13 protein-coding genes are annotated in these 19,585 nt (G+C 73.1%); 6 read left to right on the top strand and 7 right to left on the bottom strand.

What is annotated here, in order from left to right; all coding sequences use genetic code 11:
- Positions 1–513 precede the first annotated feature (513 nt).
- Positions 514–1,644 (top strand): SAM-dependent methyltransferase, encoded by a 1,131-nt coding sequence (locus BCD48_RS38415; RefSeq protein ID WP_071053434.1) that lies wholly within the window; start codon positions 514–516, stop codon positions 1,642–1,644.
- 24 nt (positions 1,645–1,668) lie between these two features.
- On the opposite strand, the gene BCD48_RS38420 is transcribed toward BCD48_RS38415, so the two are convergent.
- Complete coding sequence (locus BCD48_RS38420; RefSeq protein ID WP_083419878.1) at positions 1,669–2,928, bottom strand: rhomboid family intramembrane serine protease; 1,260 nt, start codon at positions 2,926–2,928, stop codon at positions 1,669–1,671.
- 209 nt (positions 2,929–3,137) lie between these two features.
- Positions 3,138–3,665 carry a peptidylprolyl isomerase gene (locus BCD48_RS38425; RefSeq protein ID WP_071053312.1) on the bottom strand — a complete coding sequence of 176 codons (528 nt, stop codon included), beginning with the start codon at positions 3,663–3,665 and terminating at the stop codon, positions 3,138–3,140.
- A 905-nt stretch (positions 3,666–4,570) separates the two neighbouring features.
- Here BCD48_RS38425 and BCD48_RS38430 point away from each other — a divergent pair.
- Positions 4,571–6,019, top strand: coding sequence for a hypothetical protein (locus BCD48_RS38430; RefSeq protein ID WP_071053313.1), 1,449 nt, complete (start codon positions 4,571–4,573; stop codon positions 6,017–6,019).
- Positions 6,020–6,134: 115 nt separating this feature from the next.
- Here BCD48_RS38430 and BCD48_RS38435 read toward each other — a convergent pair whose 3' ends face one another.
- Both BCD48_RS38435 and BCD48_RS38440 read right to left on the bottom strand, forming a co-directional pair.
- A complete protein-coding gene (locus tag BCD48_RS38435; RefSeq protein ID WP_071053314.1) occupies positions 6,135–8,111 on the bottom strand; it encodes an FAD-dependent oxidoreductase in 1,977 nt (658 codons plus the stop codon).
- 52 nt (positions 8,112–8,163) lie between these two features.
- The gene (locus BCD48_RS38440) at positions 8,164–9,927 is read right to left on the bottom strand and encodes a helix-turn-helix domain-containing protein (protein WP_071053315.1); all 1,764 of its coding nucleotides are present in this window, start codon (positions 9,925–9,927) and stop codon (positions 8,164–8,166) included.
- Positions 9,928–10,438: 511 nt separating this feature from the next.
- Here BCD48_RS38440 and BCD48_RS38445 point away from each other — a divergent pair.
- Both BCD48_RS38445 and BCD48_RS38450 read left to right on the top strand, forming a co-directional pair.
- Positions 10,439–11,203, top strand: a complete 765-nt coding sequence (locus BCD48_RS38445; protein WP_083419836.1) for an alpha-ketoglutarate-dependent dioxygenase AlkB — start codon at positions 10,439–10,441, stop codon at positions 11,201–11,203.
- A gap of 56 nt (positions 11,204–11,259) precedes the next feature.
- Positions 11,260–11,541 (top strand): hypothetical protein, encoded by a 282-nt coding sequence (locus BCD48_RS38450; protein ID WP_131804190.1) that lies wholly within the window; start codon positions 11,260–11,262, stop codon positions 11,539–11,541.
- Between the two features lie 10 nt (positions 11,542–11,551).
- On the opposite strand, the gene BCD48_RS38455 is transcribed toward BCD48_RS38450, so the two are convergent.
- Positions 11,552–13,714 carry a C2 family cysteine protease gene (locus BCD48_RS38455; RefSeq protein WP_071053437.1) on the bottom strand — a complete coding sequence of 721 codons (2,163 nt, stop codon included), beginning with the start codon at positions 13,712–13,714 and terminating at the stop codon, positions 11,552–11,554.
- A gap of 363 nt (positions 13,715–14,077) precedes the next feature.
- Between BCD48_RS38455 and BCD48_RS38460 the strand changes: the two genes are divergently transcribed.
- A complete protein-coding gene (locus BCD48_RS38460; protein ID WP_071053317.1) occupies positions 14,078–15,298 on the top strand; it encodes an acetyl-CoA C-acetyltransferase in 1,221 nt (406 codons plus the stop codon).
- 479 nt (positions 15,299–15,777) lie between these two features.
- Here BCD48_RS38460 and BCD48_RS38465 read toward each other — a convergent pair whose 3' ends face one another.
- The gene (locus tag BCD48_RS38465; RefSeq protein ID WP_241842322.1) at positions 15,778–16,890 is read right to left on the bottom strand and encodes a phosphatase PAP2 family protein; all 1,113 of its coding nucleotides are present in this window, start codon (positions 16,888–16,890) and stop codon (positions 15,778–15,780) included.
- 873 nt (positions 16,891–17,763) lie between these two features.
- Here BCD48_RS38465 and BCD48_RS38470 point away from each other — a divergent pair.
- A complete protein-coding gene (locus BCD48_RS38470) occupies positions 17,764–17,964 on the top strand; it encodes a DUF1918 domain-containing protein (protein ID WP_071053318.1) in 201 nt (66 codons plus the stop codon).
- A gap of 111 nt (positions 17,965–18,075) precedes the next feature.
- Here BCD48_RS38470 and ahcY read toward each other — a convergent pair whose 3' ends face one another.
- Positions 18,076–19,512 (bottom strand): adenosylhomocysteinase, encoded by a 1,437-nt coding sequence (gene ahcY, locus BCD48_RS38475; protein ID WP_071053319.1) that lies wholly within the window; start codon positions 19,510–19,512, stop codon positions 18,076–18,078.
- Between the last annotated feature and the right edge of the window lie 73 nt (positions 19,513–19,585).

A 19,585-nucleotide genomic window follows, 5' to 3' on the forward strand; every position in this document is an offset into this window, starting at 1 on the left:
CATTGTATCGACCACGAGAGCGCATGGTAATCATGTGGACCGTGGCTGTGGATGGCTCCCGCGACCCGGGCGATTCCGGACGACTTTGCGGAGAAAACTGGCATCCAGGTCGGGGGTAAGCCCTTATTCACGGCGGCGCGACACACGGATAATCTGTCCCCGCGCACGGTGAGGGACCGCATGCTCGGCCGCACCCGATGGGTCGGCCTCCGCAGAGGTAGCAGGAATGCCAGCATCACGCTCATTCCCGCCCAGGCATGCGGTCAGCGGCTGGCTCCGCCCGCGGCTATCACTGGCTGTGCGTCCGCAGTCCCGGCGACGTTCGGACCCGTGCCCCGAACGCCGCCGGTCCGTGTCCGGTTCCGCCCTCGGGCCCTCGGCCTGCTGGTCGGGCCGCTGTCCGGGGTTCGTCCCGTGGCCCGCGTGCCCGTCGTCGGCGACCGGAGGATCCGACCACGGCGTCCACCGCCCCGGCCGGTGGTCGCCGACTCGCAGGTAGTGAAAGGTGACGACATGACGTCCACCGGGCCCATGCTCGCCAGAAGGCACGGCGGCAGCATGCCCATAGCCGCGTCGCTCCCCGCGCGCTCCAGCGGCCGGGAGCGTGGCCTGGGCGACGGCCCAGTCCGCGCGACCCAGCCAGCGCGTCAGGGGGACTTCCCGGCCGTCGGCCCGCTCAGGTCCGGCGGCGCGTCGCGGACGGTCGAACCCCGCGGCCCGGCCGGCCCGCTCCGGGTCTCGAACATCATCGATGCCTCCGGCCCGTTCTGGCAGCGCGGGCAGGACGAGCCGATGAGGCCCGTCGGACCGGTGCGCCCGGTCGAGCAGACCGGCCCGGACGGCGCCCTCACCGTCCCGATCCCACCCGAGTTCCACCCCGAGGGAGACCTGAACGAGCTCCCCACCCCGGCTGGCATCTACGACGCGCTGCTCGGCGGCACATCCCATCGCCGGGCGGACCGGCGGTGGGCGCTGCGGATCCTGCTGGAATGGCCGGAGGCGCCGGCCGCCGCGCGCGCGTCCAAGGAGTTTCTCGTCCGGGCTGTGCGGTTCGCCGCCCGCAACGGGGTGAACCAGTTCCTCGCCCTCGGCTGCGGCATGCAGACCGCCGACCCGGTCCACGAGATCGCCTGCTCGGTCGCGCCGGAAAGCCAGACGGTCTACGTCGATCCGAGCCCGCTGACGGTGATCCGCGCGACGCGCGACGTGCCGACGGAGCAGGCCGCCGTCGTGCGGGCCGACATCGCGCACCCGGCGGAGGTCCTGGCGCACCCGGGCGTGCGCGCCCGGCTGAACGTCACCCGGCCGCTCGCCCTCGTCGCCGTGCCCGGGATGCCACAGATCGCCGACCACGAGGACCCGCGCGGCATGCTGCTCGGCTACCGGGAGGCCACCGCCCGGGGCAGCCTGCTGATCTTCTCCCAGCTCTGCGACGAGACCTCCGCGCGCGGGCTGCGAGGGGTGCTCACGCGGGCCGGCCTGCCTGGCTGTCCTCGGCCGCACGCGCAGACCGTCGACCTGGTCAGTACCTGGGAGCCGATCGAGCCGGGCCTGGTCCCGGCCGAGGAGTGGCACGCGCCGGATGAGCGCTCACGCCCCCACTTCGGCCGGCTTCCCGTCTACGCCTCGATCGGCTGGCACTGACGTCCATCACCGGTCGGCCGAAGATCAGCTACCGGTGATGGATGTCAGGCTCTGGGAGTTCAGGACCGCGGCGGCCAGCAGCACGGCCACGACGGCGCCGGTGCCGAGCGCCTGCAGAACGACGCGGCGCGCCGGGACGTAGGCGTAGAGCAGGCCCAGCAGCAGTCCGGTGCCGAGGCCGCCGAGATGTCCCCACTTGTCGATGCCGGAGATCGTGAACGTGATCACCAGGTTGATCCCGACGACGATGAGGATCTGGTTGGTGTTCAGCCGCAGCCGACGCGCGATCAGGTAGTAGGCGGCGAAGAACCCGAAGATCGCCGTGGACGCGCCGTACGAGAACGTCTGCTCGCCGGACATCAGGTAGCTGAACGTGTTACCACCGATAGCGCAGGCGAAGAACAGCGCCAGGTACCGCGCCCGGCCGAGGACCGTCTCGAGCTGCATTCCAAGCAGGAACAGCGCGTACATGTTGAACAGGATGTGCAGGACGCTGCCGTGCAGGAACGCGGCGGTGATCAGGCGCCAGTACTCGTGGTTCTCGGCAATTTTGAAGCCGATCAGCGAGTAGTCGACGGTGAACTGGTTGGCCCGGCTGGTGCCCGTCAGCCCTGGCAAGCCCTGCAGCACGTACGCGACGAGACACAGACCGATCAGGATCTTCGTGACCAGACCCGGCGACGCCTGGGCGCGGCCGCCGAGGTCGGTGCGCGGCGCCTGCTTCGCCGAGCCTTCCTCCTCCGGGCAGTGGAAGCCGACCGAGGCCGGGCGCATGCAGTCCGGGCAGATCGGACGCCCGCAGCGCTGGCAGAAGACGTACGCCTCCCGCTGTGGGTGGCGGTAGCAGCGCGCCTGCTGCCCGGACAGTTCGGGGCCTGATCCCTGGCCGGGGCCACCCTCGCCGGTGGGCCGCGCGTCCTGGCCGGCTCCCCACACCTCGGCACCGTCAACCCGCGGCGCGCTCCAGGACACCTGGGGAGGCTGGGTCGCGGGTGGCGCCGCCCAGCCGGGATGCCCCGGCGGCGGGGCGCCCGGTTGCCCGGCACCGTCCGCCGGGGGGACCTGCCGGCCGGGGTCGGCCGAGACGTCCCGCCCGGGTGACACGGTCGGGGAGGCCTGCGCGGACGCGGCCCCTGCCGACGACTCCCCCACGGTCGGACGAGCCCAAGGGGAGTGCTCGCCGCCCGCGGGCGGCGCGCCCTGCCCGGGCCCCGCGTCGCCGGCGCCCGATGCCGCCAGCCCCGAGCCGGTCGCCGGCTCGGGCTCGGTGCCCTGCGCGGTCACCACGCCACCCCCTCCGGGCCAGCCGGCCCGCGGTCCTGTCCGTCCGAGTCCTTCGGCCTGTCCATGCTGTCCTGCTCGAGCCTCCAGTCGCGCGAGGCCCGGTCATCGTCACGCTGCCTTCGGCGACGTCGACGAATGCCTCCGGCCGAGGTCGGCACCAGGGAGGCGTGGGCATGGTCACGGCCACGCCTCCCAGGCGGTACGGCCAGCTAGACGGGGCGGCGCTCGACGGCGATCTCCTCGATCACCACGTCGGTGCGCGGCCGGTCCTGCTGCCCGGTCGGGGCCTTGACGATCGCGTCGACGACGTCGGTGCCCCGGGTGACCTCGCCGAAGATGGTGTGCTTGCGGTTCAACCAGTCGGTCGGGGCGACGGTGATGAAGAACTGCGAGCCGTTCGTGCCGGGGCCGGCGTTCGCCATGGCCAGCAGGTACGGCCGGTTGAACGACAGGTCCGGGTGGAACTCGTCGGCGAACTTGTAGCCCGGGCCGCCGCGGCCGCTGCCCAGCGGGTCGCCGCCCTGGATCATGAAGTTCGGGATGACACGGTGGAAGATCGTGCCGCTGTAGAGCGGGGTGCCGGTCTTCTTCGCACCGGTGGTCGGGTCGGTCCACTCCTGGTCGCCGGTGGCGAGACCGACGAAGTTGCGGACCGTCTTCGGAGCGTGATCCGGGAACAGCCGGATCTCGATGTCGCCCTGAGTCGTCCGCAGCGTCGCGTACAGCTCCTCGGCCATGTGTCTCTCTTCTCTTCGTGTCCGCGGGCCGCCTGACCCGCGTCGGATTGGCGTCACCGGCCGCATACCCATCCGGAAGACGACTGCGCGCCGCGCGGCGTTCCGGCGGCGCATGACGCTCTTCCCTCAGGACTGCGGCTCCCTTGTGTCGGCTCGGCTCGGCCGAGCGCTGGGCCCGGCAGCGAGGCTCGCCCGCCGGCGAAGCTCGCGGGCTCGAGGCAGGCTGACCAGACATCAGCGGACCCGCCGGCCCGACCTCGCCCCGGCACGGCCGCCCCGAACCGGCCGCACTGACGACGATCGTATGTGCCGCTCGCGCACCTCGGTGCGACAGCAGGAAGGCACCAAGCGCCCGACATCCCATGGGCCATGGCGTCAAGCCGCCGGTGGTCGCGATGTCGTTCTGGCGACCAATACGCGCAACCAAGCCACCGACGGTGACGGCGCATCAGCGCAGCACCAACCAGCCACCTCGTCGCCGCCGCTGGTCGCCACGTCGTTCTGGCGACCAATACGCGCAACCAAGCCACCGATGGCGACGGCGCATCAGCGCAGCACCAACCAGCCACCTCGTCTGCCCATCCCCAGCGCGACCACCGCCATATGCCAGTACCCGGTACCACGCGGGGAGGGCGCCCAGCGCCCGACACGCGGCGAGCGCGCCCAGCGCCTCGCCGCGACAGGAGCAGGCAGAGGCGCGAGAGTGCTACCAGCACTACACAGAGTGAAGGTGATGTTTGGCGGCGGTCGGGGGATATCCCCGGGGCAGACATCGCTGGCCCCGGGTTCTGGCCACCGTGCCGGCCCGCTCGATCCGTCACGCGGACCGGCGGAGGCCAGGCGGCGGGCAGACGGGGCCAGCTCGTCCCACCACGCCAAGAGGCAACGCCAGGAGAGGGAGACCGATGGGTAGCAGTTTGCGGAACCGGCTCTCGCGCGTCACCGGGGCGGCGCCGAGCGACACGAGGCGAGGCCGGGACGCACGCGGCCAGGAGCGCGGCGGCGTCAGGCGCCGCCTGCGCCCCGGCGGCATGGTCGAGCAGCGATCCGGCCGCGGCCACGAGGGCGGCGGGCCCATCTCGGGCCTGCTCGGCACGTCGCAGTTGTTCGGCGGTGCCGGCTCGGGCGCTCCCGGCCACGCGGGGATCCGCGCGGCCTTCGGCGACGGCGGGCAGGAGTGGCAGGCCGGCCTCCAGACGGCCGCGCGAGGCGCCGCGGGCAGGGCTGGCTCGGCGGTCACCGGCGCGGCGGGACTGGCGGCCCGCGCCAGCCAGTCGGCGGCCTCCGCGACCCGGGACGCCAGCAGCACCCTGGCCCACCGGATGTCCGACGCCTCCAGCCGCATGTCGGAGCGGTCCGACCGGATGTCGGAGCGTTCCGACGCCGACCTGGGCTGGGCGGCGAGCAGGATCGGCGAGCGGCCGAGGCGCGAGCGTGGGCGGGCCTGGGACGAGCGGCGCGACCGGCCGTCGTGGGAAACACCCGGCCAGCGGCCGTGGGGCGAGCCGGACGGCGGGGGACGGACGGGCCGCACGGCCCACGTGGGGCGGCGGCGGGCAACGACGGCGCCCGGCGAGGAGATCGCCGGCCGCGTCGAGGAACGGACCGGCCGCCTGCCTGGGCGCGGCCAGCCGTGGGGCGAGGAGGGCCGCCAGGAGCGGTTCTCGGGGGAAGGGGGCCAGCGCCGGGAGCAGCCCAGCGGGCGCGGCCGGGGCGCGGGCCGGCGCGGGGAGCGGGGCGAGCAAGCCCGCTCTGGCGACCTCGCGTTGCGGGAGCGGGGCGGCGAGCCGTCGCGGTGGGCCATTCCGGAGGGGCTTTCCTGGGAGGAGATCAGCGGCGGGCAGGACCGGGTGCGCGGCGTGTCCAAGCGGCACCAGCGGCGGATCGAGAAGGCCCAGTCCGCGGCCGACGACCTCACCCAGCGTGCCTACGAGGCCAGCGAGCGGGCCATGCGGCACAGCCACTCGCGCCGCGCGCGCCGGTCGGAGCGCAAGACGACGGTGCAGGCCGACCGCGCCCAGCGCCTGCTGGAGCAGCACCTCACCCGCGCCGAGCGCCGGATGGCCCAGTCGCACCAGCGCCGTCGGCGTGGGGTGGGCCTGCTGCTCCTGGCGGGAGCGGGGGCCGGCGCCGCCGTGGCCGCCCGCCGGTACCTGGGACAGCAGGGAACCGGCCAGCCGGCCATGCCGCTCGAGGAGCAGGCCGGTCAGCGGCCGATGCCGACGGCCCCTGGCGGGTTCCCGGGCACCGACCGGCTGTCGGAGCGGATGGCGAGCGAGGCCACCTCCGGCCGGGTCGAGGAGATGCCCGGCGTCGACACGATGAGTGACCCCTCGGCGCCCCGTCGCTTCTAAGACTGGGGCGCGGAGCCCTCCAGCCATCGGACGCTCCGTCCTACCGGCTAAGTGGATGGGAGGGGACCCGCGCGGTCGACGCCGCGCGGGTCCCCTCTGCCACCTGCGGCCAACGTCAGCGCCTTTCGGCCTCCGGGACGCGGGTAACGACCGGCAGGCCGCCAATCCGGTAGGCGGCGGGGGCGAATGTCGGGACGGCGGGACGACGCGGCGTCACCGGGTCGATCCGGCGGTATGGGGCGCCCAACGGGGGACGTGGGTCGGAGTCGCCCTTGTTCGGCCAGAAGGACATCGCGCGCTCCGCCTGCGCGGTGATGGTCAGCGACGGGTTCACCCCCAGGTTCGCGCAGACCGCGGCGCCGTCCGCGACGTGCAGCCCGGGGTGCCCGAACACTCGTTGGTAGGCATCGACGACCCCATGCTCGGGGCTCTCCCCGATCGGCGCCCCGCCCAGGATGTGCGCCGTCAGCGGGATGTTCGCGACCTCGGTGATCGAGCCGGCCGGATGCCCGCCAATCCTGGCGGCGATCCGCCTGGTCGCGTCGTTGCCCGCTGGGATCCAGGTCGGGTTCGGCTCACCGTGGCCCTGGCGGCTGGTCAGCCAGCTCGTCCCGAACGGGCCGCGCCGGCGGCGCACGACCAGCGAGTTGTCCTGGGACTGCATCACCAGGACGATCATCGTCCGCTCCGACCATCGCCACGGCAGGCCGGCCGCGACGGCCAGGTGCGGCCGGCGCAGGCAGGCACCGAGGAACCGTGCCCACCGCGGCAGCCGCCCGCCGCCGTCGGTCATAGGGGAGGCAAGCGGCGCGAGGAGGTTGCTCCCGCGGCCGTAGCGGACCGGCTCGACGTGGGTGTGCGGATTCGGGTAGAAGCTCGACGTGATCGCGACGCCACGGGTGATCCGCTCGTCGGGGCGCGTCTTCACCGCCCCGAGGATGGCCTCCGAGTTCGTCCTGGTCAGGTGGCCGAGGCGTTCGGACAGGCCGGGCAGCTGACCGCCCGCCCGCATCGCGTGCAGCAGCTGCTGGGTGCCGAGCGCGCCGGCGGCGAACACCACCTGCCCGGCTCGCCAGCGGTGCTGGCGCCTCCGAGCCCTCGCCCGGCCCCACGGAGTGACCGCCGGCCAGGCGCCGGTCGGCTCGCCGACGACCTCGTAGCCGCCGCCCGGCAGCGGCGTCACCGAGCGGATGGTGGTGTCGGCGACGATCGTGACGCCAAGCCGCTCCGCCAGGTACAGGTAGTTGCGGTCGAGAGTGTTCTTGGCGTCGTGCCGGCAGCCACTCATACATTCGCCGCACTGCAGGCAGCCCACCCGCCGCGGGCCCGCCCCGCCGAAGTACGGGTCCTCGGCGGGCTCGCCCGGCGCCGGCCGCCCCTCGGGTCCGAAGTACACGCCGACGTCGGCCAGCTGGAACGTGTCGCCGACGCCCATCTCCTCGGCGACCGTCTGGAACACCTTGTCGGCGTAGGTGGCCGTCGGGTTGTGGACGACGCCGAGCATCCGCTCGGCCTGGTCGTAGTACGGCGCGAGCTCGGCCCGCCAGTCGGCCAGGCCGGCCCATTGCGGGTCGGCGTAGAACGGCTCCAGCGGGCGGTACAGCGTGTTCGCGTAGACCATCGAGCCACCGCCGACGGCGGCCCCCGAGAGCACCAGCACCCTGCCAAGCAGAGTGATCTTCTGGATGCCGTGACAGCCAAGCCATGGCATCCAGAGATAGCGACGAATGTCCATGCTGGTCCGGGGCAGCGTCGCGACCGCGCCACCGCGAGAACGCTCTTCCTTCGGCGCGCCGGAGGCCTCCGGCGGTGCCTGGCCGAAGGCGCCGCGAGAATGCTCCTCCCTCGCGGCGCCGGAGGCCTCCGGTGGTGCCTGGCCGAAGGCGCCGCGAGAATGCTCCTCCCTCGCGGCGCCGGAGGCCTCCGGTGGTGCGCTGTAACGGCGGCCGGCCTCGACGACCGTCACTCGATAGCCCTTCTCGGCCAGCCGCAGCGCGGTGACGCTGCCGCCGAACCCGCTCCCGATGACCAGGACGTCCACATCGAGACCGCCGGCCCCGTCAAGCTCGGTATCTGAGCTGGTGTTGCCCATGGCTCCATCATCCCGCCCGCCCTGGTATCCGGCAGGCGGGCGGGCCGTCGGGTCAGGAGGCGCGAGCTCGGGCGAGCAGGGCCGCCTGCTCGGCGCCGACGGCGGCGGCCCGCTCGATCTCGGCCAGGCCGGGCGGCGCGGACGCTGACCCGTCCCCGTCGGCGCCGGGCGGGCCGGACGCGGCACGTGGCTCGGATTCGGCCGTGCGCCAGGACCGGCAGGCGCCACAGGGACATTCGTCGCTGGTCCTCGGCAAGTGCTTCAGCCGCCAGGTGAGGCCGTCGGCGGGGCTGTCGGAACCGACCTTCACCCCGCCGACCACCAGGTGGACGAGGTGGGTGGCGAGTGTGGGCGGCGACCAGCCGCCTTCGTTGAGGATGTCGGTGAGCTGGCCTACGCAGTCGGCAAAGACCTCCGGTTCACAGCGCATCGCGCTGGCCAGGGTGCCGACCAACTGCGCCGCCGCCTCGGCCACAGGATCGCGCGGCGCCTGGATCACCGGCTCCGCGGGTACGGGCGGCTCCCCCGGCGCGGGTGGGTCCGAGGGTGACGCGGTTGCCGGCTTCGTGTCCACTGAGGGCGGCCCGCCCGCGCGCTCGCCGGCGGAGGGCGGCGAACCTCCGGCCACCGACCCGGATGAGATGCCACTGGGCACCACGTCCGCGGGGACAACACCCCCGGACGCGACGCTCTCGGGCATGACGTCCCCAGGCCCCGCATACCCGGCGTTCGTGGGCGGGGCATCCAGGCCCGCGGCATCCCGGGCCGCCGAACCCCCGCCATGGCCGGCACCAGACGACGCGGTGGGCCCGGCGGGCGCCACGGGCGCCACGGGCCCGGCGGGCGCCATGGGCCCGGCGGCCGAGGCGGGCCACGTCGGCCTGGGGGCGACGGGCAGCGTGGGCAACGGCGACCAGCGCGGCGCCGCACGGCGGCCGACGGTGCCGGTCAGCAGGCTGAACGGGTCGGGCAGGACGTTTGGCGGCAGCGCATCCACGTCCTCGGTGAACTCCATGCGGGAGCCCGGGGCGCTCGGCCGCGCGCCGAGGCGCATCAGCGTGCCGGCGATCCTGGCCCGCCCTCGCTCCCCCGGAGCCGGCCGCGCCGGCCGCGCCCGCCCGCCCGCCCGGCGGCGCAGGTGTCCGCCGGCGGTGACCGCGGCGCCGGCGCCGGCGCCGGCCGCGGTGGGCGCCAGCTCGGCGTCGGCCGCGGCAATCGCTGCCACCCCGTCGGGCGCCTCCTGACGGGCCGCGCCGACGCGGGTCGGGCCGTCCGCCGCGTCCTCGGTGGCGCCGACGGCCGCGAGCCGGCCGTACGCCGGTTCCGCCGGGTCCGCGGTGGCGGCCGGGGCGCCCGTGGCCGCCATGACGTCAGCGGCATCGTGGGCCTTGGCCTGCTCGGATGGCGTGGCCAGCCCTACTCCGGCGGACCGGGCGACGTCCCGCGGCAGCGTCAGCACGAACCGCGCCGGACGGCCGGCGGCGGGCCGGCCCACCGAGGTGAGCCAGCCCAGCTTGCGCAACTGCGCGAGCTGACGCTGGACGTGGGTCCGGCTGTACTTGGTCTGCGTCACCAGCACCCGCAGGCCGGGCGCGCAGACGGCGGAGCCCGCCGGCAGCTCCGGATCGGCCCCGCTGGCCGGTTCGACGTGACTCGCCAGGATGAGCGCGACCAGCTTGGCCGCGGGCGGGAGCCCCGCCTGCGCGACGGCACGCTGCCAGCCCACGTTGTCGGCGACGATCGCGCTGGTGGACGGCGTGGAGACCAGGACGAGGACTCCGGGAAGCGGGAGCTGACGCATCGGGTCGGTTACCACGGAGCCTCGCCTCCTTCCTGCGCGCTGAGCTGCTGGCCGCGTGGCGGGTGGACATCAGGCCTGCGAGCCTGGGAACGGCCGGGCCAAGGGACTCTGGGTCGGTTCGGGTCGGTGTCGGGCGTCGGCGGTCTGTGCGACGCGCTGGCTGGCTATGCCGGTTGAGGAACGTTACCCCGCGCTGGCGGGGCGGTAAGAGGAGCGCGGCCAAGGGGCACACATAACGGCAACATGCCTGCGCGAGCGCGCAGAGAGCGCTTGACCAGCGCTTATGCACGTCCGCGATGCGCTTGCGACGGGTCCAGTCGACAGCCAGTCCGCCCCCGGCCCGACGAGAACCGACGCCGGGAAACACCGGCCCACCGACAGCCCACCCGGCCGCAACCGTCTACCTACGACGGCCCCGCGGCCTTCGACCGCACGCGGGCCGGTGAGCGGCCAGACCGTCGAGCCGCGACGACGGCGAAGCCGGAAACCGCCGGAAGGTGTCAGAGGTCCCCGGTAGCGTCGAGACATGTCCGCCGAGCAGGCCGGCCAGGCCGGCGAGGGCCCAGCCGTCGCGAGCACGGTGGACGCGGGTGATGTCTCACCACCGGCCGACCGCGTCGACGTCGCCGCCCTCGCCCGTGTGCTGGTGGCGGCTCCTCTCGAGCGGCACTGGCTCGACCGGACATCCTGGGTGGACATCGGTCGTGGCTGGCTGCCAGGCGCGGACGAGCTCTACCAGCGGGTCCGTGACGCCACGCAGTGGCGGGCCGGCGCGATGTGGCGCTACGAGAAATACGTGGTCCCGCCACGGCTGAGTGCCTGGTACGACGCGGGCCGGCCGCCGCCCGTCCCCGAGCTGACGGCCGCGCATGCGGCGTTGCGGCGCCGCTACGGCATCGAGTTCGACGGCTACGGCATGTCCTACTACCGCGACGGCGCGGACTCGGTGGCGGTACACCGCGACAAGGAGCTGCGGTGGCTCGACGACACCGTGATCGCGATCCTCACGCTGGGGGCCCGCCGGCCGTGGACCGTGAAGCCGGTGCGGCTCGCCCCAGGCCGCCGCATCCTGAACGACCCGAGCGACGCCACCGGCCTGCTCGATCTCGCGCCAGGCTCGGGCGACCTGCTCGTGCTGGGCGGGCGCGCCCAGGCGGACTGGCTGCACGGCGTGCCCAAGGTCGCCGGCCACGTCAGCGGCCGGATCTCGGTGCAGTGGCGATGGACGTCCCGTACCGGCAAGCCACTGCAGGGCGCCGGCTACGCGGCCGCCCGACACTTCGGCCGCTGAGCGGGACGCGCGACGAACCATAGGTGAACCATAGGTGAGCGGTAGGCGAGCGGTAGATGAGCGCTCGACCTTCGGTGGGGCGAGCGGTGATCGAGATGGCCGGCGAGCGCGCGGCGAGCGCGCGTCGCGCGCTCGCCGCGACGCGGCCGCACCATCGCGACCGCAACCAGCGGACGTATATGCCCAACGGGCATACGCGAGTCGTGCTCACGGGCCCACGACGGGGCGTGGCGGACCACCTGAGGTGGGTTCCCAGCAACATCCAGTCGGCACAACTCGCCCTGAGCGAGCTGCCAAGCCCTGACCCCAACCTCAACCGCCGGCCGGAGCAGCCCTAGGCGGCTCGCGTCAGGACGTCGGGGTCAGGGTGACTGCCCGGAGGCACGAGCGCAGCTCGTCCCAGCGGTACCAGCGGGCCAGTTCCTCGCCGGGGCTGCTCCACGGGTTGCGCAGCAGCAGCCGTCCACCCGCGACGTCCGCGGCCAGAACCGTGTAGGCGTGCTGGCCCACAAGACCAGCCGCCGACCCGGCCGCCGGCTCGTCCGCCACACCCGGGCGGGTGGAGACCGTGATCACGTCGCCCGCGGCCAGCCGCGACGCGACACCCGCGACGCTGACGGAGCCCGGCGGCACCGCGCGATGTGGGTGTCCGGTGAGGTCGGTTGCGGCCGCGCCGGGATCGCCGCCGTTGATCGCGTCGTAGCCGCCGTAGAGCCGTGCGTAGGCCTTCTCGTAGACGGCGGCCCACAGCTCCGGCCGCCCGGCGAGGTCGAACGCGGCCATCGTGGGCACCGGCCGCGCGCCGCCGGCCCCGCCGCCTCCCGCTCCGCCCGCGGCGTCGCCGGTGGGCAGGCCGGGCAGCGCGCGCGTCACGGTGACCGGAAAGGGCCGGCCGTCGCGGTAGAAGGTGACGGTGAGCGTGCCGTTCGGGTTCTCCCGGATCCCCTCGACAAGCAGATCGGGGCGCTGTCTGGCCAGACCGATCAGCACCGCGGCGAGGTAGCAGTCACCGAGGCCGCCCTGGCCGACATCGGAGGTGCTGACGCCGTCTCGGACGACCGGGTCGGCCCGGTTCGCCTCATCCACGTCCACGCCGTCGGAGCTCGGAGTTCCGGTTCCAGGAGGTGCCGGTTCGAGGACGGGCAGCAGGCGGACGAGCTCGGTGAGCATGGCGGCCGGCGCGCTCGCGAGCAGCAGGTCCGGCACCGCGGCCAGGGCCTCGAGCTCGTCGTCCGAGCCTGCCGCCACGTGCCGCAGCAGGCGGGCGAGCGCCCCCGTCAGCACCTGTAGCGGCTGGCCGCGCAGCCGGCTGACCACCGCCTCGCGGGCGGCCGGCGGCAGCGCTGCCAGCCGCCGGCCGACCTCCCGCATGTCCGCGGCGGACAGCGCGCCGGGGTCGGTCCCGACCAGCGCGACGAGCCCGGCGGCGGCCGTCCTGATCCAGCCGAGGCTCGGCGGCGGAGCGTCGTCGAACCAGGCGCGCGGGTCGATCAGCACGCCGCCGGCCCGCACCGCCTCCTCGGCCGCCACGAAGTGAGCCGTCCGACGCTCGATCGCCGCCGCGAGATCTGGCCCGCCGACCGCGACGGCGTGCGCGCCCAGCCGGAGCACGTCGGTCGTCGTGGGCAGGCCGGCCAGCCGGAAGGTGCCCGGCGGACTCGCGGACACGGCGGCGCCGAGTGCCTGGGCGAGGCCGCCGCCCGTCGCCGCGGCCGCCGCGCCGAGAACGGCGACGACCGTGTCCAGGGCTGTCTCGTCCGTTCGCCCGACGGCGGTGGCTAGCCCGGCCGCGGCGGTGCCCGCGGCGCGTAGCCTGCCGGCCAGCGCGCCGAGCAGGCCGGGGTCAAAGGAGACCGGACCGCCTCCACCCAGGTCGCCACCGTGGGCGCCGCCGTCCACGCCGCGGCCGGCGGGGCCCACACCGGCCCAGACGTCCACCGCCCAGGCGTCGCCCGAGGGTGAGGGGCGGCTGCCCTGCCAGCCGCCAGCACCCAGCGGCCCGGCGAGGAACGGGTCCGCCGAGCCCGTCCCGGTGCCTGTCCCGGTGCCGGTGGCCAGCTCACGCAGCAGTGCCGTGTCGGGAATGTCCCAGCCGGGAGGCATCTCCGGCAGGCGTGGCACGAGCCCTACGTGCGGAGCCCCCGGCGGGCCGGCCCCGTCGCCCGCGCCGCCCTCCCCCGCCGCGCCGCCGGCTCCCACGGCGGTGGGCCCAACCGCGGCGGCGGCCTCGAACGCGTCGGCGGCCCTGATGTACCAGCGGGCGCGGGCGGCCATCGCCTCGACACCGCCGCCCAGCGCCCGCAGCCAGCCGTCGACCCGTGCCGTCGCGCGCCGCTGCCACGGCGACGACCAGGTCTCGGGGGTGTCCAGGCTCAGCACGGGGCCGAGCAGGCCGGAAGCTGTCGCGGCGAGCCCACGCAGCTCGAGCGCGGCGGCCCGCAGCTCGGCGGCCGCGCTCCCGAGCGCGGCCGGAGCCCGCCGTTCCAGGGCACTCCCGTATCCGGAAGGCATCGCGTCACCGACCTCCTGGCGGCCGCGCGGCCATGGCCGCCGGCGCGCGGCCCGCGCCACCGGCGCTACGCCGACGGCGACGCCCACGCATCGCGCCGGTCGGAGCAGGCCGCACGGAAGGATCATGCTGCGCCGATCGAGGTCAGGCTAGGACACGGCGGAGGTGATGTCGCGGGGCTACATGATCGCGGTCGGGTCGGATCACAGGCTCGAGAGGGCGAACTGCGCTAGCTTGGGCGAGGTGCCCGTTGCCCGGCGACGGCCCATTCCGGCCGGCGGGGCGAGCCCGGCGGGGCCGGTACGGGAGAACACCGAGGCGGGCCGTGCGGCCCCTACGCCCGGACACCGTGGAAGGAGCCCAACGTGCCCGAGGCTGTCATCGTCGCCACCGGCCGGTCCCCGATCGGCCGCGCCTACAAGGGATCGCTCAAGGATCTACGGCCGGACGACCTGGCCGCGACCGTCGTGCGGGCTGTCCTCGACAAGCTGCCCGAACTCGATCCCACGACGATCGACGACCTGATGCTCGGCTGCGCGCAGCCGGCCGGTGAGCAGGGCTTCAACATGGCGCGCGCGGTCGCGGTCGAGCTCGGCATGGACTTCCTGCCCGGTACCACGGTGAACCGTTACTGCTCCTCGTCGCTGCAGACCACCCGGATGGCCTTCCACGCGATCAGGGCTGGTGAGGGCGACGTCTTCATCTCGGCCGGCGTCGAGATGGTCAGCCGGTTCGTGAAGGGCAGCGCCGACGGCCTGCCCGACACCCACAACCCGCTCTACGCCGACGCCGAGGCCCGCACCAAGGCCCGGGCCGAAGCCAGCGCCCCGGTCTGGACCGACCCGCACGCCGACGGGCTACTGCCCGACATCTACATCGCGATGGGCCAGACGGCCGAGAACGTCGTCCAGCACACCGGGCTCACCCGGGCCGACCAGGACGAGTTCGCGCTGCGCTCCCAGCAGAACGCGGCCAAGGCCATCGCGGACGGGTTCTTCGAGCGGGAGATCATCCCGGTCACCCTGCCGGACGGCACGGTCGTCCGGGCGGACGACGGCCCGCGGCCGAGCACCACCCTCGAGGCGCTCGCCGGCCTGAAGCCGGTGTTCCGCCCGGACGGCACGGTGACCGCCGGCAACGCCTGCCCGCTCAACGACGGCGCCGCCGCGGTGGTCATCATGAGTGACACCAGGGCCCGCGAGCTGGGCCTGACCCCGCTGGCCCGGATCGTGGCGACCGGCGTGACCGGCCTGTCGCCGGAGATCATGGGCCTTGGGCCGATCGAGGCGGTGCGGCAGGTGCTCGGCCGCGCCGGCATGACGATCGACGACATCGACCTCGTCGAGATCAACGAGGCGTTCGCCGCCCAGGTCGTGCCGTCGGCGCGCGAGCTCGGCATCGACTTCGACAAGCTCAACGTGCACGGCGGCGCCATCGCGCTGGGCCACCCGTTCGGCATGACCGGCGCCCGCATCCTGACCACGCTGCTCAACGGCCTGCGCACCAGGGACAAGACCATCGGCCTCGAGACCATGTGCGTTGGCGGTGGCCAGGGCATGGCCATGGTCATCGAGCGGCTCAACTAACTGGTTCGCTCCGTGCGGGCGGCGCGCTCCGGCCCCGTACTCGCTTCGCTCCCACGGGACCTCCGCGCGCCGTCCTCCTCCGCTCACGGGCGCTCCGGCGACCTCCGCTGCGGCCCGACCACGTCGCTTCGCTCGTGGCCGGGCCTCCGCGGAGGCGCGCCTCCGCGCCAGCTCGGTTGCGACCCGTTTGACCCGCCCCAACCCGGGAGCCGGACCCCGTCCGGGCGGCGCGCTCCGGCCCCGTATTCGCTTCGCTCCCACGGGGCCTCCGCGGAGGCGCGCCTCGGCGCCCAGCTCGGTTGCTCGCCGCTGTAACGTCACCAATCCGAGGCCACGGCGTTCGCGGGGCCACCTGGCATCGCTCGTGGCACGCCTCCGCGCCCAGCTCGGTAACACCGCCGCTGTAACGTCACCAACCCGAAGCCGCAGCAGTCGCATAGCCGTCAATCCAGCGACCGGTTCGATCCGAAACCAGATGGCTAGACGGCTCCGGGAGTTACGTCGCTTCGCTCGTGGTGGGGCGCCGCGGCAGCCGGCTCAGAACTGGCTTGCGGGTCGTCCTCGGTGGTCTCGGGTTGGCGGTGGACCCGTATCCTGGCCGACGCCTGCGCGAGGGCGAAGGGGGCGGTGCCGCTGCTCGCCTGACGGGCAGGCGGGATCGGTCTCGCCATGGCGGCCACCAGGTCGAGCGACGGCGGACCAGCCGGCGGGTGTTCGGCTGGCAGGCGGTGGCGCAGCGCGGCGCGGACGCGTCGGGCTGGGGCGAGGGTGACCGCGGTGACACGGTCCCAGCGAGGCTGCCGGGTCAGGACGATGGCACCCCAGACCAGCCCGCCGCCTATCAGGCCGTCGAGCCAGTAGTGGTTCGCCGTGATCACGACCACAAGCGCGGTGACGATCGGGTGTGCGACGGCGAGCCAGCGCGCCCGCCAGCGCAGGATCGTGATGACCCCCCAGGCCTCCAGGATCGCCCAGCCGATGTGCAGGCTCGGCATCGCCGCGTACTGGTTCGCCTGAGCGGCGCCCACCTCGTTGTAGGCCGACGGGCCGATCACGACGCCGGTGTCGACGAAGGGGATGTTCGGGCTCACGGCCGGCAGGAACCGCGGTGGGGCCAGCGGGTAAAGGATGTGAATCACGAGCGCGACGCCCGTCGACAGCATGATCACGTTTCGGACCCGCCGCCAGTGCGCCCGCTGGAAAAGCATGACCCAGAGCAGGAACGCGATGGCGGCCGGGAAGTGCACGGTTATGTAGAAGCGGTTCGCGAACTCCAGCAGGTCGGTGGAGCGCAGCGCTAGCTGCTGGATCGATGACTCGTCGGGCAGGTCCAGCAACCGCTCGAAGTGCCAGACCGCCAGCGCGTGCCGCAGCGCCTCGACCCGCCGGCCATCCGCCAGGGTCCTGCCCAGCCGGTAGACCATGAACAGCCCGCCCAGCAGGGCAATCTGGCCGAGAAGATAGGAGGACGTCAGGAACGCGCGGCGCGCTCGCGACGGCGGGGGACGCTCGGAGCCGACAACTTCGGCCGGGCCGCGGAACCGAATGCCATCACCCGCTCGCGGGCCCGATGGACACGGAATGCTCGCCACATCGCACTCCTACGCATCAGATCACCTCCCCACCCCCCTGGGGACCCGCTCTACACCGTCCTACTAACCGACAGGTAAGCACAACCCGTCCGCCGGTGACACATCTCTCCGCCCCGATACGAAGGAGACGATCGCCCTGCGCGATGAATCCCGTCGACATGGCGACGCTCTGGAGTTCAAGCGATACTTTCCGTCAATAGTCAGTCACGAATTTGCCTCACCACTCGGTCTCGACGACGACAGAGAATCGGTCAATCACAACAAGTAGCGATTCCTGCCTCGCTCGCGGCTGGGTCGAGGTAACACAACAGCAAACTTCGGGCGACTATTTCCGCAAGATCTCCTGAATGGCCGTCCATCGACGCTCGCGGCTGTCATCCATCGGACACCCAGCCGCCATCCATGCCACCCGTCAGACACCTGAAGACGGCCGAGCTGTGACCCGAGTGCCGCGAATGCGCACTCTCGAGACCGAACACACGTTCCCGAGACGCGGCGAGCGGCACCCATCCCGGAGCACGGTGAACTGCGCCGTCCCGAACCATGACAGTGCCGCCATGCCGGGGGTCATCGCAGGCGCCCACCCGAACACACAAGGGCAAAACGGACGCACGCCCGACGCCGTCCACGGCCACCGCCCGGTCGGCGTTACTACGAGGAAGCACTGGGTAACTATCTTCGTGTGATCGCCTAAAGTCCTGCCGGCGACCATGTGCGCCCAACTCAGCCAAGATCCCGCCCCAGACCCGGGCCACCCGGTTGTCCGCACTGACCCGGAACCAGGCAGTCGGGCACGCCAGCGCCCGACAGGCAAGGCGCGAGCGGCACGCTCCGCGCCTTCGAGCGACCGCCGCACAGTCGAGGAGGATCGCGATGCACGCGAAGGTCGGCGACCGCGTATGCGTCCACAGCCGTACCATCGGCCAGCCCGAACGGCACGGCGTCGTCTTGGAGGCCCGCGGTGAGACCGGGCCGCCCTATCTGATCCGCTGGGACGACGGCCACGAGGGGCTGTTCTTCCCAGGCGCAGACTCCGTCCTGGAGATCTTCGTCGTCCAACACGCCGGGGTCTGAAGTCCGGCCAGAGCGGCCCGACAGCGGTGAGGGCCGTTCCCGCAGGTGGGAACGGCCCTCACGTCAAACGATGGGCGGCCGCCGTCGACGTCGACGGCGGCCGGCCGGGGATCAGTAGCGGTAGTGGTCGGCCTTGTAGGGGCCGTCGACGTCGACGCCGATGTACTCCGCCTGGGCCTTGGTGAGCTTGGTGAGCTTCACACCGAGGGCGTCCAGGTGCAGCCGAGCGACCTTCTCGTCGAGGTGCTTGGGCAGCGTGTAGACGCCGACCGGGTACTGGTCGGTCTTCGTGAACAGCTCGATCTGGGCGATCACCTGGTTGGTGAAGCTGTTCGACATCACGAAGCTCGGGTGGCCGGTGGCGCAGCCGAGGTTCATCAGCCGGCCCTCGGCCAGCACGATGACCGAGTGGCCGTCCGGGAAGACCCACTCGTCGACCTGCGGCTTGATGTTGATCTTCTCGACGCCCGCGATCTTGCCCAGGCCGGCCATGTCGATCTCGTTGTCGAAGTGGCCGATGTTGGACACGATCGCCTGGTGCTTCATCGACGCCATGTGGTCGGCGGTGATGATGTTGAAGTTACCGGTGGTCGAGACGAAGATGTCGGCGATCCCGACGACGTCCTCGAGCACGGTGACCTGGAAGCCGTCCATCGCGGCCTGCAGCGCGCAGATCGGGTCGATCTCGGTGACGATGACCCGGGCGCCCTGGCCGCGCAGCGCGTCCGCGCAGCCCTTGCCGACGTCGCCGTAACCGGCGACGACCGCGACCTTGCCGCCGATGAGCACGTCGGTCGCCCGGTTGAGGCCATCGATGACGGAGTGCCGGCAGCCGTACTTGTTGTCGAACTTGCTCTTGGTCACCGAGTCGTTGACGTTGATCGCCGGGAAGAGCAGCGTGCCGCCCTTGTGCATCTCGTAGAGGCGATGCACGCCGGTGGTGGTCTCCTCGGTGACGCCCTTGATCGCCTCGGCGGCCGCGGTCCAGCGGCCGGGCTTCGCCGCGATCGTGCTGCGCAGCGTGTCGAGGATGATCGCGTACTCGTCGGAGTCCGAGGGGTCGGTCGCCGGCACGGCGCCCGCCTTCTCGAACTCGGCGCCCTTGTGGACGAGCAGCGTGGCGTCACCGCCGTCGTCGAGGATCATGTTGGGGGCGCCGCCGTCCGGCCAGGCCAGCGCCTGGTCGGTGCACCACCAGTACTCCTCGAGCGTCTCGCCCTTCCAGGCGAACACCGGGACGCCGGCCGGGGCGTCCTTGGTGCCGTTCGGGCCGACGACGACCGCGGCGGCGGCGTGGTCCTGGGTGGAGAAGATGTTGCAGGAGACCCAGCGGACGTCGGCACCGAGCGCGACGAGGGTCTCGATGAGCACGGCGGTCTGGATCGTCATGTGCAGCGATCCCATGATCCGCGCGCCCTTGAGCGGCTGGCTCGCGGCGTACTCGGCACGGGTCGCCATCAAGCCCGGCATCTCGTGCTCGGCCAGCCGGATCTCCTTGCGGCCGAACTCGGCCAGCGCAAGGTCCGCGACCTTGAAGTCGAAGCTCATCTCTCTCCTTCAGCGCTCGAAGCGCGCCCTGACCCCGGGGTCAGGGCGCGCGCGAGCGCGGGTAAACCGTGCC

The sequence above is a fragment of the Pseudofrankia coriaricola genome (assembly GCF_001854805.1).
Classification (GTDB): domain Bacteria; phylum Actinomycetota; class Actinomycetes; order Frankiales; family Frankiaceae; genus Pseudofrankia.

Coding starts and splice junctions, on each gene's coding strand:
- BCD48_RS38430 (WP_071053313.1), top strand. CDS start 4,571: ATGGGTAGCAGTTTGCGGAACCGGCTCTCGCGCGTCACCGGGGCGGCG.
- BCD48_RS38450 (WP_131804190.1), top strand. CDS start 11,260: ATGAGCGCTCGACCTTCGGTGGGGCGAGCGGTGATCGAGATGGCCGGC.
- BCD48_RS38425 (WP_071053312.1), bottom strand. CDS start 3,665: ATGGCCGAGGAGCTGTACGCGACGCTGCGGACGACTCAGGGCGACATC.
- BCD48_RS38435 (WP_071053314.1), bottom strand. CDS start 8,111: ATGGGCAACACCAGCTCAGATACCGAGCTTGACGGGGCCGGCGGTCTC.
- BCD48_RS38415 (WP_071053434.1), top strand. CDS start 514: ATGACGTCCACCGGGCCCATGCTCGCCAGAAGGCACGGCGGCAGCATG.
- ahcY (WP_071053319.1), bottom strand. CDS start 19,512: ATGAGCTTCGACTTCAAGGTCGCGGACCTTGCGCTGGCCGAGTTCGGC.
- BCD48_RS38470 (WP_071053318.1), top strand. CDS start 17,764: ATGCACGCGAAGGTCGGCGACCGCGTATGCGTCCACAGCCGTACCATC.
- BCD48_RS38445 (WP_083419836.1), top strand. CDS start 10,439: ATGTCCGCCGAGCAGGCCGGCCAGGCCGGCGAGGGCCCAGCCGTCGCG.
- BCD48_RS38455 (WP_071053437.1), bottom strand. CDS start 13,714: ATGCCTTCCGGATACGGGAGTGCCCTGGAACGGCGGGCTCCGGCCGCG.